The sequence below is a fragment of the Neisseria sp. 20925_1_37 genome, assembly GCF_041433255.1.
GTDB lineage: Bacteria > Pseudomonadota > Gammaproteobacteria > Burkholderiales > Neisseriaceae > Neisseria > Neisseria flavescens_D.
The window spans coordinates 13,673-28,092 of sequence record NZ_JAPWBC010000015.1 but is presented as its reverse complement, the minus strand read 5'-3'; the positions used below and the strand labels follow the sequence as shown (position 1 = coordinate 28,092).

Annotated in this window: 15 protein-coding genes and 3 pseudogenes; 10 read left to right on the top strand and 8 right to left on the bottom strand. The window is 47.4% G+C overall.

Features of this window, described 5'->3' with window-relative positions; all coding sequences use genetic code 11:
- Positions 1 to 259 precede the first annotated feature (259 nt).
- Positions 260 to 733 carry a hypothetical protein gene (locus O3661_RS09860; RefSeq protein ID WP_371493293.1) on the top strand — a complete coding sequence of 158 codons (474 nt, stop codon included), beginning with the start codon at positions 260 to 262 and terminating at the stop codon, positions 731 to 733.
- A 24-nt stretch (positions 734 to 757) separates the two neighbouring features.
- Here O3661_RS09860 and O3661_RS09855 read toward each other — a convergent pair whose 3' ends face one another.
- From O3661_RS09855 to dcm, 6 genes and pseudogenes are all read right to left on the bottom strand, one after another.
- A complete protein-coding gene (locus tag O3661_RS09855) occupies positions 758 to 1,411 on the bottom strand; it encodes an IS1595 family transposase (RefSeq protein ID WP_371493292.1) in 654 nt (217 codons plus the stop codon).
- Positions 1,412 to 1,589: 178 nt separating this feature from the next.
- Positions 1,590 to 3,740: a heavy metal translocating P-type ATPase gene (locus tag O3661_RS09850; RefSeq protein WP_371493290.1), complete on the bottom strand. Its 2,151-nt coding sequence runs from the start codon at positions 3,738 to 3,740 to the stop codon at positions 1,590 to 1,592.
- 39 nt (positions 3,741 to 3,779) lie between these two features.
- Positions 3,780 to 4,208 (bottom strand): CopY/TcrY family copper transport repressor, encoded by a 429-nt coding sequence (locus tag O3661_RS09845; RefSeq protein ID WP_371493288.1) that lies wholly within the window; start codon positions 4,206 to 4,208, stop codon positions 3,780 to 3,782.
- 68 nt (positions 4,209 to 4,276) lie between these two features.
- Positions 4,277 to 4,363 (bottom strand): annotated as a pseudogene (locus O3661_RS09840) (cation transporter); the annotation flags it as partial.
- 112 nt (positions 4,364 to 4,475) lie between these two features.
- Positions 4,476 to 4,607 (bottom strand): hypothetical protein, encoded by a 132-nt coding sequence (locus O3661_RS09835; RefSeq protein WP_371493287.1) that lies wholly within the window; start codon positions 4,605 to 4,607, stop codon positions 4,476 to 4,478.
- Between the two features lie 13 nt (positions 4,608 to 4,620).
- On the bottom strand, positions 4,621 to 5,484 hold the full coding sequence (gene dcm / locus O3661_RS09830) for a DNA (cytosine-5-)-methyltransferase (RefSeq protein ID WP_371493285.1): 864 nt from the start codon (positions 5,482 to 5,484) through the stop codon (positions 4,621 to 4,623).
- An 8-nt stretch (positions 5,485 to 5,492) separates the two neighbouring features.
- On the opposite strand from dcm, the gene O3661_RS09825 reads away from it, so the two are divergent.
- The 3 genes and pseudogenes from O3661_RS09825 to O3661_RS09815 form a co-directional block, all read left to right on the top strand.
- A complete protein-coding gene (locus tag O3661_RS09825; RefSeq protein WP_371493283.1) occupies positions 5,493 to 5,669 on the top strand; it encodes a hypothetical protein in 177 nt (58 codons plus the stop codon).
- Positions 5,670 to 5,754: 85 nt separating this feature from the next.
- On the top strand, positions 5,755 to 6,201 hold the full coding sequence (locus O3661_RS09820; protein WP_371493296.1) for a hypothetical protein: 447 nt from the start codon (positions 5,755 to 5,757) through the stop codon (positions 6,199 to 6,201).
- Between the two features lie 243 nt (positions 6,202 to 6,444).
- Positions 6,445 to 6,789 (top strand): annotated as a pseudogene (locus O3661_RS09815) (L-aspartate oxidase); the annotation flags it as partial.
- A gap of 590 nt (positions 6,790 to 7,379) precedes the next feature.
- On the opposite strand, the gene O3661_RS09810 reads toward O3661_RS09815, so the two are convergent.
- Entirely contained in the window at positions 7,380 to 7,676 is a 297-nt protein-coding gene (locus O3661_RS09810) for a T6SS immunity protein Tdi1 domain-containing protein (protein WP_371493280.1), read from the bottom strand.
- Between O3661_RS09810 and O3661_RS09805 the strand changes: the two are divergent.
- The 6 genes and pseudogenes from O3661_RS09805 (at position 7,664) to O3661_RS09780 (ending at position 13,341) form a co-directional block, all read left to right on the top strand.
- Positions 7,664 to 8,640: pseudogene (locus O3661_RS09805) on the top strand (IS30 family transposase). The gene O3661_RS09810 and the pseudogene O3661_RS09805 sit on opposite strands and share 13 nt — an antisense overlap.
- 141 nt (positions 8,641 to 8,781) lie before the next feature.
- Complete coding sequence (gene pxpB / locus O3661_RS09800; RefSeq protein WP_002215596.1) at positions 8,782 to 9,429, top strand: 5-oxoprolinase subunit PxpB; 648 nt, start codon at positions 8,782 to 8,784, stop codon at positions 9,427 to 9,429.
- Positions 9,426 to 10,355: a biotin-dependent carboxyltransferase family protein gene (locus O3661_RS09795; RefSeq protein ID WP_101097176.1), complete on the top strand. Its 930-nt coding sequence runs from the start codon at positions 9,426 to 9,428 to the stop codon at positions 10,353 to 10,355. Before pxpB ends, O3661_RS09795 begins: the two co-directional genes overlap by 4 nt.
- Positions 10,342 to 11,079, top strand: a complete 738-nt coding sequence (pxpA, locus tag O3661_RS09790) for a 5-oxoprolinase subunit PxpA (RefSeq protein ID WP_371493279.1) — start codon at positions 10,342 to 10,344, stop codon at positions 11,077 to 11,079. Before O3661_RS09795 ends, pxpA begins: the two co-directional genes overlap by 14 nt.
- A 128-nt stretch (positions 11,080 to 11,207) precedes the next feature.
- Positions 11,208 to 12,401 (top strand): NRAMP family divalent metal transporter, encoded by a 1,194-nt coding sequence (locus O3661_RS09785; protein ID WP_016687149.1) that lies wholly within the window; start codon positions 11,208 to 11,210, stop codon positions 12,399 to 12,401.
- A 28-nt stretch (positions 12,402 to 12,429) separates the two neighbouring features.
- Positions 12,430 to 13,341 carry a LysR family transcriptional regulator gene (locus O3661_RS09780; RefSeq protein ID WP_371493295.1) on the top strand — a complete coding sequence of 304 codons (912 nt, stop codon included), beginning with the start codon at positions 12,430 to 12,432 and terminating at the stop codon, positions 13,339 to 13,341.
- 37 nt (positions 13,342 to 13,378) lie between these two features.
- Here the strand turns inward: O3661_RS09780 and O3661_RS09775 are convergent, their stop codons facing one another.
- Complete coding sequence (locus tag O3661_RS09775; protein ID WP_371493277.1) at positions 13,379 to 14,419, bottom strand: LLM class flavin-dependent oxidoreductase; 1,041 nt, start codon at positions 14,417 to 14,419, stop codon at positions 13,379 to 13,381.
- Position 14,420 lies beyond the last annotated feature (1 nt).

The following is a 14,420-nucleotide window of genomic DNA, read 5'->3' as shown; positions in this document are numbered from 1 at the left end:
CTGAAATCGCTTTCAGACGGCATTTCGCCCCAAAAGAGCGGTGGATTTTGCAAAAGTTTTTCAGCTTTGCACTCCGCACGCAGGCAGCCTGAAAACGCCGAGCAGGTCGGGCATGGATGCCCGACAAACAAACTGTTCAGACGGCCTTACCGCATTCGGATGTTCGTCGTTTGCATTATTTGCAATGTTGTTTTATCATCAATACTACATTGATTATGTTGCGTATTTTGGTAATTTATTGTTTTTAAAAGGTATTTAAATGAAGAAAAAAATGCTGCTTTTAACCTTGCTGGTCTCGGCAACAGTGGTGGCGAAGCCGGTAAATAGTGGAAAAATAGCCCATCATCAAACCGTGTCGTGCGGCAATCAGGTTTATGTACAATCATCAGGCGGCGCAGTGTTAAAGGAAAAGCCCGATGCCCGTTCGAAAACGGTAATGCAGTTAAGAAACACCCAATATCTCTGTGTGGTTGGCAATGTGGCTGAATCAAACGGCTGGACGCTGGTGAAAAAAGTGCCTCCGGCAGCGGGTGCGGGCTGTGAAGATGCAGGCGAGAAAGAATGCTTGAAAATGGCAGATTTTCCAAGCAAATGGCAGGTAAAGAAACCGTCAGGCAGCCAATGCCGTCTGACGACTTCGTTTGACGAGGGCGGGCAGCTTGTTGTAACCGCCAGCGGTGTATGTGCAACCGGCTGGGTTAAAACAAAGGCTGTCCGTTTTTTTGCAGATTAATTTTGGGGCTGTACTAGATTAGCTCTAAATTCCACACCAATCCCGCAGGATTTTTAGCTGCCGGGACGGTGTGCCGAAGTTAAATCGAAATTCGCATTCTTTCAAGAACAGTGGGAAAGATTTGCGATCGATTCCGTTATATTTTCGCAAGGCACGTTTTGCCTGATTCCAAAAATTCTCAATGCCGTTAATGTGGTTCTGACGGTCGGCAAATTCCTTGGAATGGTTGATGCGGTAATGGATGAAACCGCTCACGTCCAACTTGTCGTAGCTGCTCAGGCTATCCGTGTAAACAATGCTGTCCGGCATGATTTTCTTTTTAATGACAGGGAGTAACGTTTCAGACTTGGCATTATCCACCACAACGGTATAGACCCGTCCGTTGCGTTTCAGAATGCCGAAGACAACCACTTTTCCTGCCGCACCGCGACCACGTCTGCCTTTACACTGTCCGCCGAAATAGCTTTCGTCCAGCTCGACAGGGCCCTCGAAAACCTCATCGGCAGCCAAGGACAAATGATAGTTTATAACCGCGCGGATTTTACGGTAGAACAGTGCTGCCGAATTGGGATGGATACCCAAAATATCGGCCGCAGAACGGGCGGTAACTTCCAGTACAAAAAAACGGAGCAGTTCTTTCTGTACTTTTTTCTTTAATTTGCAGTGCGTTATCTTCATATTTCGAGAGTAACATATCTGCTAATCTAGTACAGCCCCTAAATTAAAAATCGTGTTGGTAGAAAAATCGTCTACTTCTACCAACACGATTTTACAAAGAAGCCAGTACTTACATCTCTTTTTCTCCTCTAAAACTATTGTATCTTGATACTTTAAGGAGTTTCAATCATTCGATCTGTTAACCGTTATTTTTTGGATCTAACCTTAATAACATAGCATTAATGGCGACGATGACTGTTGACACAGACATTAGGACTGCTCCTAATGCAGGGCTTAATGTGATACCAATAGGAGCCAAAATTCCTGCAGCTAGAGGGATAGCTATAAAGTTATAACCGGCTCCCCAAAAGAGATTTTGTTTCATTTTACGAGTTGTTTTGTGTGCTAATTCAATAAATGATTCAATATCTCCTGGATCAGATTGAGTCAAGATGACATCAGCTGAATCCAATGCAACTTGAGTTCCAGCACCTACAGCTATACCAACATCTGCTAAGGCAAGAGAAGGAGCATCATTTACACCATCACCTACCATGATAATTTTCTTTCCTTCATCTTTAAGTGTTTTAACTAACTCATATTTGTCTTGTGGAGATTGATTTGATCTATATTCAATCCCTAAATCTTCTGCCGCGCCTTGAGCCGCTTTTTCATTATCACCTGTTGCCATAATTGGTTGAATATTGTTCTTTTTAAGAGCTTTAATTAACTCTTTACTCGTTGGTTTTAATTCGTCCCCTAAAGCTACAGCACCAATGGCATCATCGTTTTCTACTAAGACACTAAGAGTTGCTCCTTTTGGAATATCCATATCAAGATTACGTCCATAGGCTTTTTGACTGATTAATTGGTAACGATGCCCACCTGCTTTACCCTCTACTCCAGCACCGGAAATCACATCAATCGAATCAAAAGATGCTGGACGTATACCTTGCTGCTCGGCGAATCTTATAATTGATTGAGCAATTGGGTGGCTAGATCCTCCTTCAATACCTGCCAATAAGGCAATGGTTTCCTCTTTTGTATATTTGTCATTAAGAAGTTTTACATCTAATACTTTAAATTCACCAGTTGTTAAAGTACCTGTTTTATCTAAAATCATCACATCTGCATCTTGAGCTATTTCTAAGGCTTGGCGGTCTTTCACCAGTAACCCACGACTGGCTCCTAAGCTTGTGCTACGGGCGGTGACCAATGGAATAGCCAGACCTAATGCGTGCGGACAAGCAATAACTAATGTAGTAACAGTAAATATAACTGCCGTTGGTACACCTTCTATAACCATCCACACTACAAAAGCAATTAGCGCGACAATAACAGCAATATAGAAGAGCCAGCCTGCAACCTTTTGCGCAATACTTTCTGCCCTGGAAGGCTGACTTTGAGCTTGGCTAATTAAAGTCTGTACTTGAGAGATAAAGGATTGATCACCTGTCTCAAGCACTTTAATATAAAGAACCCCTTCTCCATTTGTTGAGCCCCCGATTACTTCATCGCCAGGGCCTTTTTTTACTGCTTTTGACTCCCCAGTTAGAAGAGCTTCATTTAAACGTGATTCGCCACGCTCGATAATCCCGTCTGCTGGCACATTTTCTCCGGCTTGAACACGAATTAAATCACCTACCTTTAAGTCAGCAACTGGTCGTGTTTCAATTGAATCGTCTTCTAATACAACGTGAGCATCTTTCGGCACTAACTTAGCCAATTCTGCTTGTGCGTCTCCTGCTTCTCCAATAGCTTTCATCTCAATCCAGTGACCTAATAGCATGATTAATAGTAATGAAGCAAATTCAAAGAAAAAGTCCATCACGTGTTCACCCATTACGTAGGTAATGATCACGGCATAAATACTGTATAAATATGAAACACTTAAACCTAAAGAAACGAGTGCCATCATTCCAGGTTTTTTTTGTTTAAATTCGTCAACTGCACCTTGATAGAATGGACGTCCACCATAAATAATTAATATAGTAGATAAAATAGCTACTACAATATCAGAATATGGAAAATTAAACTGGAATGGTAGTTCAAATCCATGCAAAGGGGATAAGAGCATAATAATGATTCCTAGTGGCAATGACTTTAAGAAAAGTTCCTTAAAGTTTCCGTGATGATGGTGGTCATGCCCTCCGTGCCCACTGTGGTCATGCCCTCCGTGCCCACTGTGGTCATGCCCACTGTGCCCGCTGTGATCATGCCCAGCATGATGTACTTGATGTTGATCCTTATGGTCTCCATGTTCATCTGTGATTCCATGCTCGTGTTTTAACTTATCCATGTCGTCATAATCATGGTGATTATGGGACGAATATCTGTTGTCATTATTCATTTTAAATTACTCCTTATATTAATGATGATGTAAATAACATTAGCATTGTCCTTCTGGGCAATTGCGATCCACTTCTTCTACTGCGAAAGATTTTTTCATCTCTAATATTTTTTCTAGTCGATCTATATCATCGAAGCTTAAAACATGATCTTCAATGATGCTTCCTATTACATTTCCGACTTTCTTATTGCAAATACGGTTAAAAATATCTTCTGAATAATCCCTTACGGCTTCTGTCTCTTCAATATTGGCAGTGTAAATAAACTTTCTACCTTCATGCTCTGTATTTAGTACGCCTTTTCCAACTAATCGACCTAAGATCGTTTTGATAGTGGATTGTGTCCAGTCCATTTTTTCTTGCAATACGGAAATGACTTTTTTACTAGTTACTCGATCATTTGCCCAAACTACACGCATGACTTCCCATTCTGCATCTGTGATATAAGTATTAAATTCTATTGTGCTCATTCTCCTTTCCCCCTAGTTATCTACAGATGTGAACAAATATGTTCAAAATAAGTTTACTATAGCCCCAAATCTTTTTTGTTCAACACTTTTTCAATACGCGAAGCGCAGGCCTGACAGGTCATGCCTTCGATTTGAAAACAGACTTTTTGTTGCATGGTTTCTTCCTTCTGAATGTGGTTGGGCTACCTGAAAAAAGCGGAGCAGGGTTTTCAGGTAGCCTTTGGGGTGTTGCAGTCGATTTGTTGAGATTCGATTTACAAAGCCGCATCAAAGCTGCCGTCTTCCACCGCTTCTATCAGCGCGGCGGGGTTGGTTTGAGCGGATAACATCGGCTTCCACCGCACTCAACCTTTTAACGGCAACGCCTTCGAAATAATCGGACAAATAACCGCGTTTCATGAGTTTCCCTTTCTTACGTGAATAAAGGCAAGGTAATCGGCGTACTTTCGGCTTCAATCATGGCGCAGATGAGCGGCAGCATAATCCGCGCCACCTCCCGAATAACGGGCATGACGACGCTGTTGCCGAACTGCCTGTACGCCTGCGTATCACTCACCGGTATGCGGAACGTATCGGGAAACCCCATCAGGCGGGCGCATTCGCGCGGGGTCAGACGACGCGGACGTTTGCCTTTCCCCTGCCAAATCAGGATTTCCGAACCGTCTTTGTAATAACGGGCGGAAAGGGTACGGGCGATACCATCGGGGTAAGCCATGCCGAAACCGAAACCGTTGCCTGCGGCGCGGTGTTTTTCCGCATACGCCTGTAAATATGCCCATAGTTTTGGGGTAAGCGTGTATTTGTCCTGCACTTTGCCGCTTTCATGATTGAAAAAACGGTTTTCATCCCACGGCAGTACGGGTTCGTATCCGTCAGTATTATGCAGAATGGTAGCCAGCTTATGATCTTGCTTGGGCAGTTGCAAATCATCCCAACAAAAATCGGTTTTTTCGCGGAAACCTACAATAATGATGCGTTCGCGGTGTTGCGGCGTAAAGTGTTGTCCGTCAATAACGCGGTAATGGACTTCGTAGCCCAATTCATCGCGTAGAGTATGCAGAATAACGTCAAACGTATTGCCCTTGTCGTGCGACAACAGGTTTTTCACGTTTTCCAATAGAAAGGCTTTCGGGTGTTTGGCAGCAATAATGCGGGCGACATCAAAAAACAGCGTGCCCTGCGTGGTGCATTCAAACCCGTGCGGCCTGCCGAGTGCGTTTTTCTTGCTGACCCCGGCAATGCTAAACGGCTGGCAGGGAAATCCGGCCAGTAGCACGTTGTGGTTTGGGATGCTTTCAGCAAAACGGCAAACTGGTGGAACTCTTCCCCGAAATCCCGCGCCGCCCGTGGCAACTCTATATCTACTGCCCGCAACGCACAGTAACTTCCGGGCGCGTGTTAAAGGTGTTCGACTGGCTGACGGAGGTGTTGCGGGAAATGTATGATAAAGAGGCTACCTAAAAATCAAGAAGGCTTAAGCGACATTCATCGTCTGTTTCCGCTTGCCTTCAGGTCGTCTGAAAACTACATTTGGAAATTCAAACCGATGAAGATAAACCCTGAAAACGGCAGCATCATCCTGCCGGACTGCAATATTATTAGTGCACGAACCACGCTTGATGACTGGATTGCATGTTTCCCAAAATCAAGCCCGAATCATCTGCAAACGGGAATAACATTTTTCGGTTTGTCATTTACCAAGCAATCCGAACAATACACCCTTACCGCCCAGTTCGGGCAGCAGCGGCTGGAGCGCTTATCCATATTCTTCTGCCCGATAGGCGAGGACAACAGCTGGGCAGCATGGTCGGAGGAGCGTGAATTACAACGCAGAAAACAATTTGATCGATGGTTGGATAAGCAGCTGGGCGATGCCCCTTGCGCCATTGAAACATCGGCAGCAGGCAAATGCCGTCGATTTGCATGGGGCAATGCGGGTGCGTATTACTACAATAAAGACGGCAGTACGATGATCGTCATCAGTTATCGCTGAACACCTTTCAAAGGATGCTCCATGCACTACCAATCGCTCAACGCCGTTCTGGAACAATACCACCATCTCTCCTCCCCAAACAGCCTCGCCCTGCATATCGACCGTCAAACGCAAGGCTACCTGAAACTCCACACACCCGACGGCATCAGCCTGATTTATCAGGACGAACCCGTGTTCTGGTCGTTCTTCAGCCACGATTTATACGACGCTTACCTCATCCGCAGCTACGCCGAAAGCTGGCAGGCATACCAGCCCGTCGCAGATGGACAAGCATTCCAAGCCGTACCGTCCCAAAGGCCGTCTGAACGCCCCTACTCCGAAGCGGGTATCTTTTTAGACGGCCTCCAAAACACATTCAGCCGCCCCACCCTGCAAGCGTTCAACCAACACCATCTAGGCATTCTCCGCAACGATACCGGCCTATGCTGCGCCATCGCCCAACTGCGGTTTTGGAAGCAAAACCAAAGCGAGCCGCACACCACGTCTGAATACGAAAATCGCAACCTACTCGAATGCAGCCTCGCCGTCACCCAAGCCGCATACAGGCGGAGACAGAACATCGGAGCATATTTTAATAGTGATTGTTAAGGCTGATAGTGAAAACTTTTCTCCAATAAATAACGTCATTGACTGAAAAAGAAAAGGTTCACACATGATTAAGGAAAGATTGAAAAAAAGTAGGAGAAACGGTGGAAACTAAAATGCAGGGATCGACAGTAGTTATAAGTGATAATAACTAATCAACAATGGTCTTTGCATTTTGTGGAGAGAAAAAAGCTAGGATTAATGAAATAAGACCATCTGAACAGTTTTGAATAAGTTCAAACAAAGTTGGCACAATTCACTATCTTTACCCTACTCTATTTCGCCAGGCTACAATTAATGATAAGGCTACAGTAAAATTAACCAGCCAAATTTCTATTAAAACCTATTGATTTGATACTAAAAATTGGAGTACTATGAGCACAATCTCTAGAGTATCATTAATTCTCATTTGACATATAGGAACAAAACAGCGGAATTTGTAGAAGAATAGGGAAAAGGAAATTAATTTATATTATGTTAAATTCATAATACTAGTATTTTAACCTACTAACTCCTGTTTCTCTCAGTAGTTCAATCACTTACAGAATTCAAAAGTAAAAGACCATCTGAAATTTTTCAGACGGCCTTTTTGTTTATATCCCCCAGCCCTTTCTCAACAAATCCCTTGTCGTTAAAATCTCCGGTTCTTTCATTTGCCTTACAATGTCAAAATTAATAAATAAATCTGCCTTACGAATTGCATCCAGCGTCATACTGCCGCTGATAAAAGGATACGGCGCAAAGGTGAACATCTCATTTTCTGCCAGCGGACCCCATAATTCGACACAGGGCGGATTCGCATTTGAAGTGCAACTTTCCCTAACAGAAAAAGGCCAGTATGCGGTAGCATACGGCCTTTCCTGCAAGAAAGATTGCCATGCGCTACACACAACTGACCCAAGACGAACGATACCACATCCAATACCTATCCCGCCACTGCACCCTTACCGAAATCGCCAAACAGCTTAACCGCCACAAAAGCACCATCAGCCGAGAAATCAAGCGTCACGGCTTACAAGGGCAACAATACAGTGCCGAAAAAGCCCAGCGGCAAAGCCAGACTATCAAACAGCGTAAGCGACAACTCTATAAGCTCGATTCGCAGCTGATTCAACACATAGACACCCTTATCCGCCGCAAACTTAGTCCCGAACAAGTATGCGCCTACCTGCACAAACACCACCAAATCACGCTCCACCATAGCACCATTTACTGCTACCTTCACCAAGACAAAAGCAACGGCGGCACTTTGTGGCAACATCTCAGAATATGCAGTAAACTCTACCGAAAACGCTACGGCAACACATGGACCAGAGGCAAAGTGCCTAACCGTGTCGGCATAGAAAACCGACCCACCGTCGTCGACCAAAAATCCCGTATCGGCGATTGGGAGGCCGACACCATCGTAGGCAAAGGCTAGAAAAGCGCATTATTGACCTTGGTCGAACGCGTTACCCGCTACACCATCATCTGCAAATTGGATAGCCTCAAAGCCGAAGACACTGCCCGGGCAGCTGTCAGGGCATTAAAGGCACATAAAGACAGGGTGCACACCATCACCATGGATAACGGCAAAGAGTTCTACCAACACACCAAAATAACCAAAGCATTGAAAGCGGAGACTTATTTTTGCCGCCCTTACCATTCTTGGGAGAAAGGGCTGAATGAGAACACCAACGGACTCATCCGGCAATACTTCCCCAAACAAACCGATTTCCGCAACATCAGTGATCGGGAGATACGCAGGGTTCAAGATGAGTTGAACCACCGACGAACCACCGACCAAGAAAAACACTTGGCTACGAAACGCCAAGTGTTTTATTCTTGAATCTGTTCCAACCACTAATACACTAGTGTTGCACTTGAAATCCGAATCCAAGGTCGTCTGAAAAAGTGCAGCGGCAGTCGACGGTTTGATGATGCGGCACAGAAGATATTGACAAACCGCCGCCCCTGCATATAGATTCATTAAAACATAACCAAAATGAACAACAAATGAGAATAGAGATCACACCAATCAGCGAATCCGCTTTGGTCTGCCGACTGAATGCACCTTCCGAACTGGGCAAACAGCAAAAGTTGTGGGCGTTTGCCGCTGCGCTCGGGCAGCACGACAGGATTGAGGAAGTGGTGGTCGGCATGAACAATCTGACCGTGTTCACCCGTTTCGATACCGATTTGGCGACGCTTGCCGATGAATTGCAATATGTGTGGGAACACACCGCCGTTACAGACCATCAGGGTAAACTGGTGGAAATTCCCGTCTGCTACGGCGGCGAATACGGCCCGGATTTGGCGGAAGTCGCTGCTTTCCATCAGACGGTTATTTCCGAAATCGTCCGCCGCCATACGGCGCAAACTTATACCGTATTTATGATGGGCTTCCAGCCCGGTTTCCCTTATCTGGGCGGCTTGCCCGAAGCATTGCACACGCCCCGCCGTGCCGTGCCGAGAACGTCCGTTCCTGCCGGTTCGGTCGGTATCGGCGGCAGTCAGACCGGTGTGTATCCGTTCGCTTCGCCCGGCGGCTGGCAGATTATTGGCAGAACCGAATTACCCTTGTTCCGAGCCGATTTGAATCCGCCGACCCTGCTGGCGGCGGGTGACCAAGTCCGCTTTGTTGCAGAAAGGATTGAGCCATGATTCACGTTTCGGCAGTGCAGGCACCGGCGCATATTCAGGATACCGGACGCTACGGACACCGGCGTTACGGCATCGGTCATGCCGGTGCGATGGACACGGTTGCTTTGGCGGCGGGCAATATTTTATTGGGCAACGACGAAGGCACGGCCGCAATCGAAATCGCTTTGGGCGGAATAATGCTGGTGTTTGAACGGGATACGCCATTTTGTCTCACCGGTGCCGTGTATCAGGCGGAATTGGACGGCGAACCGGTCTATTCGTATTGGCGTTATACCGCCCGCAAAGGGCAGACCTTGAAGCTGGTGCGTGCCGTGCAGGGCATGTACGGCTATGTGTGCGTGGCGGGCGGATTTGATGTGCCGGAAGTGATGGGTTCGAGAAGCACCGACCTGAAAGCCGGTTTCGGCGGCCATCAGGGCAGAATGCTGCAAAAAGGCGATTGTCTCCCCATCGGCAAAGGTGCGCAGGAATTGTCCAAAGTCGGCATTGCTCCGATACCGTTTACCGATACCGTCCACCTTGTTCCTTCGTCGGAATATGCCGCTTTCAGTGAAAAAGGGCGTCTGAATCTGGAACGGGAAACGTGGACGCTGCAAAGCGATAGCAACCGCATGGGCTACCGCTTCGACGGACAGCCGCTGACCCTGTCGCAACCTTTGGAAATGCTGTCCCACGCTGTTCAGGCAGGAACCGTGCAGGTGCCGCCCGGCGGCAAACCGATTATCCTGCTGGCCGATGCGCAAACCACCGGCGGTTATCCGAAAATTGCTACCGTTGCCGCCGCCGATTTGGGCAGGCTGGCACAGGTGCGCTTCGGCAGCAAAGTCAAATTCAAAATAATCGGCTTGAAAGAAGCCACCGCCCTACGGCGCAAAAACCAAGCCTATCTGAACCAAATACGGAGAATCACCCATGAAGCAGGTTGATTTAAACGCCGATCTCGCCGAAGGCTGCGGCAGCGACGAAGCCTTGTTGCAGCTGATTACTTCGGCCAACATCGCCTGCGCCCAACACGCCGGCAGCATTGCCGATATTCGGGCGGCATTGGCGTATGCCCAACAAAACGGCGTGCGCATCGGAGCACACCCCGGCTATCCCGATCGGGAAAACTTCGGCCGTACCGAAATGAATCTGTCCGAAGCCGATTTGCGGGCGTGTCTGAATTATCAGTTGGGCGCATTGCAGGCCTTGTGCCGTGATCAGGGTTTGGAAATGGCTTATGTCAAACCGCACGGCGCAATGTACAACCAAGCGGCGAAAAACCGTGCGCTGGCGGATACCGTTGCCCGAATTGTGGCGGATTTCGACCCGAAATTGAAATTGATGGCACTTTCCGGCAGCCTGCTCTTGGAAGCCGGAAAAGCCGCAGGCTTGGGTGTGATTTCCGAAGTATTCGCCGACCGCCGCTATATGCCCGACGGTACGCTGGTTCCCCGCAGCCGCCCCGATGCGCAGGTGGACAGCGACGAAGAAGCCATCGCCCAAGTATTGCAGATGGTGCGGGACGGGCAGGTCAAAGCAGTGGACGGCAGCCTGGTTGCCGTGCAAGCCGACAGCATCTGTCTGCACGGAGACGGGCCGCACGCCGTGGTGTTTGCCGAAAAAATCCGGCAGAAACTACTGGCGGCAGGCATCAAAGTTTCTGCTTGAAAAACAGTTCATAGGCCGTCTGAAAACCGCAGGTTTCGCCAAAACGAGCAAAGCGAGTTTCTGCGTAGCTAAAACCGCAGGTTTCGCCCAAACACAGCAACAACCAATTTTATAGAGGATGAGCGATTATGTCTGATCAAAAAAACCGCAGAAATGCCTTAATCGGCGCTGCATTCCTGATGGCGACTTCCGCCATCGGCCCGGGCTTTCTGACCCAAACCGCCACCTTCACCCAAGCACTGGCGGCAAGTTTCGGCTTTGTGATTCTGCTCTCGATTCTGCTCGACATCGGGGCGCAGCTCAATATTTGGCGGATTGTCGCCGTTTCCGAAAAACGGGCGCAGGATATTGCCAATCAGGTCTTGCCCGGCGCAGGCTATTTCTTGGCTGTGCTGATTGTGATGGGCGGTTTGGCGTTCAATATCGGCAACGTCGGCGGCGCAGGCTTGGGTCTGAACCTGCTGACCGGACTGTCGCCGGAAACCGGTGCCGTGATCAGCGGCGTGATTGCCATCGGTGTGTTTCTGTTTAAAGAAGCAGGCAAAGTGATGGACAAATTCGCCCAAGTGATGGGTTTCGTAATGATTGCGCTGACGGTTTATGTGGCATGGCAGGCGAATCCGCCGCTGGCAGATGCCGCCGTGCATACCTTTATGCCAGAAAAACTCGATGCAATGGCGATTGTTACACTGGTGGGCGGCACGGTCGGCGGCTACATCACCTTCGCCGGTGCGCACCGTCTGCTGGACGCAGGCATCAAAGGCAAATCGGCGTTGCCGGAAGTGAGCCAAAGCTCGGTGCGGGCGATCCTGATTGCCTCGATTATGCGGATTGTATTGTTTTTGGCGGTTTTGGGCGTGGTCAGCCAAGGTGTACAGCTCAATCCCGACAACCCTGCTTCCACACCGTTTGAATATGCGGCGGGATACATCGGCCTGCTGATTTTCGGCGTGGTGATTTGGGCGGCTTCGATTACTTCGGTGATTGGTGCGGCTTATACTTCGGTGTCGTTCTTCTCCGGTCTCAGCCCGTCTATCGAACGCAATAAAAACAAATGGATTATTGCCTTTATCGCCGTGTCCACCGCCGTATTTTCCACCATCGGCAAACCGGCGCAGGTGCTGGTGTTCGTAGGCGCATTAAACGGCCTGATTTTACCGATTTCCCTCGGTCTGATTCTGATTGCCGCCTACAAAACCAAAATTGTCGGCGACTACAAACACCCGCTGTGGCTCACCGTTTCCGGCGTGATTGTGGTCGGTTTGATGGCAGTACTCAGCGCCATCACCATCAGCAAATATATCGGCGGCTTGTTCGGCTGAACCTTGTAGCGCAGATGTTTGATTTTGTATATTATCCGAAGTTTGCCGCCTGATATGGAAAATTCCTGATTTTTGCTCCGCTGCCGAAACCTTTAATTTTCGTGAAACCGCCCAGCGGCTCGCCGTTTCGCCTCAAGTCGTCACAAGAATGATCGCCGATCTCGAAGCCTTATTAGGTGAAAGTTTGTTCAAACGTAACACGCGAAACATAAAGCTCACTGAATTTGGCGAACAATTTTTGCCGAAAGCGACGCAATATTTGGCGGAAGGCGAACGGCTATTTGCTAAAAACAATGTAAAAGAAAAAGCAATGCAAGGTGTGGTGCGGATTACCCTGCCACCAATGCCTTATAATGATGAAATTCTGTTTGAATTATTGACCGCACTTGAGCCCTACTCCGACATTGTGATTGATTGGCGGGTGGGAATTGATAAGCTCAAAAGTGTGGATGACCAAATTGACATTGGTTTGCGAATTTGCCAAGAACCTGAGCTGGATTGGGTAGCGCAGCATATCTGCACTTTTTCGGAAAAAATTGTCGCCTCCCCAGCCTTGCTCAAGCGGTTAGATTTCCCTAAAGATTTGCAAGATTTAGCCCAAAATTATCCGCTGAGTGGTTTGATTGATCCCAAACTGAAACGCATTTGGCAATGGCAAATCAACGCTGAACAACGCTTTATGCCAAACCACACGATTTTCTTCGCTTCAGATGTGCAAAGCGAACTGCAATCGGCGCTAGCTGAACGCTCTTGCTCTTATCTTATAAACAGCGTTTGTGATCCCTATTTGAAAAACTGTCGATTGGTGGAACTCTTCCCTGAAATTGAAAAGCAAAAATGGCAGCTTTATTTATATCGACCATATCAAACGATTGTTGCCGAGCGAGTGGTGTGGGTGTATAACAAGTTGAAGGAGATTTTGTTGTCGAAAATGGTTTAGGCATAAAACATGGCGAGATGATCTCGCCATGTTTTTATCACGATTGCTTCTCCACAATCGATTTTAACATCGTATAAGATTGGGCTTGTTTTTGTTCATCAAAAATATAGCTCACCGCCATAATTTCATCAAAATGTACCCGTTCACGCAGTTGCTTGAGTTGAAATTCCACACTTTCAGGACTACCGATAAGCGAACAAGCAGTCATTTGTTCCACCACAGCACGCTCTTGATTGTAAATCGGGATTTCCTCAAAATCGACTGGGCCAAAGTGTGGTTTCTTTTGGGCATGCATTTGGGCTTTCCAAACGTCTTCTTCTGACGCCATCGGTGGTTGTAAATTTTGTTGCTCATTAGTCACTATATTTAAGAAAAATAGTGTTTGCGTCGTCGCGAGTTGTCTCGCTTCGTTATCGGTTTCTGCAACAATCGCGTTCACACCTAAGATGACATAAGGTTCAGCAAGATAGGTAGAAGGTTTGAAGTTTTTGCGGTAAATCTCCACTGCCATTTCCATCATACGTGGCGCAAAGTGTGAAGCAAATGCATAAGGCAAGCCAAGTTCTGCCGCAAGATAGGCACTTTCAGTGCTAGATCCTAAAATATAAAACGGTATATTCAAGCCGGCAGAAGGATATGCAGAAACAGGGTTAGTATCTTTAAAGTAACCGCGAAGTTCCGCAATTTCCGCAGGGAAATCCAGACTGTTTCGTCCACGACGAAGTGCTGCAGCCGTTTGCATATCAGTTCCTGGCGCACGCCCTAAACCGAGTTCAACACGGTTTGGATAAAGCGTCTCCAGTGTGCCATATTGCTCGGCCACCACATAAGGCGAATGATTCGGTAACATCACGCCGCCCGAGCCAACGCGCAAGGTCTTCGTATTGGCTAGCGTATGCTGAATTAAAAGTGCGGTCGCTGAATTCACCAAATTTTTCATATTATGATGCTCAGCAATCCAATAGCGCTCAATGCCAATGCGCTCCGCGTGTTTTGCAAGATTCACCATCGAATCGACCGCTTGCAAATAAGTTTGCCCTTCACGAACGGGGGCAAGATTGAGAATGGAAAGTTTCATG

What these genes read in the sequence shown, in the direction of transcription:
- O3661_RS09860 (WP_371493293.1), top strand. Translation starts at nt 260, where the DNA reads ATGAAGAAAAAAATGCTGCTTTTAACCTTGCTGGTCTCGGCAACAGTG.
- O3661_RS09855 (WP_371493292.1), bottom strand. Translation starts at nt 1,411, where the DNA reads ATGAAGATAACGCACTGCAAATTAAAGAAAAAAGTACAGAAAGAACTG.
- O3661_RS09850 (WP_371493290.1), bottom strand. Translation starts at nt 3,740, where the DNA reads ATGAATAATGACAACAGATATTCGTCCCATAATCACCATGATTATGAC.
- O3661_RS09845 (WP_371493288.1), bottom strand. Translation starts at nt 4,208, where the DNA reads ATGAGCACAATAGAATTTAATACTTATATCACAGATGCAGAATGGGAA.
- O3661_RS09835 (WP_371493287.1), bottom strand. Translation starts at nt 4,607, where the DNA reads ATGAAACGCGGTTATTTGTCCGATTATTTCGAAGGCGTTGCCGTTAAA.
- O3661_RS09820 (WP_371493296.1), top strand. Translation starts at nt 5,755, where the DNA reads ATGAAGATAAACCCTGAAAACGGCAGCATCATCCTGCCGGACTGCAAT.
- pxpB (WP_002215596.1), top strand. Translation starts at nt 8,782, where the DNA reads ATGAGAATAGAGATCACACCAATCAGCGAATCCGCTTTGGTCTGCCGA.
- O3661_RS09795 (WP_101097176.1), top strand. Translation starts at nt 9,426, where the DNA reads ATGATTCACGTTTCGGCAGTGCAGGCACCGGCGCATATTCAGGATACC.
- pxpA (WP_371493279.1), top strand. Translation starts at nt 10,342, where the DNA reads ATGAAGCAGGTTGATTTAAACGCCGATCTCGCCGAAGGCTGCGGCAGC.
- O3661_RS09785 (WP_016687149.1), top strand. Translation starts at nt 11,208, where the DNA reads ATGTCTGATCAAAAAAACCGCAGAAATGCCTTAATCGGCGCTGCATTC.
- O3661_RS09775 (WP_371493277.1), bottom strand. Translation starts at nt 14,419, where the DNA reads ATGAAACTTTCCATTCTCAATCTTGCCCCCGTTCGTGAAGGGCAAACT.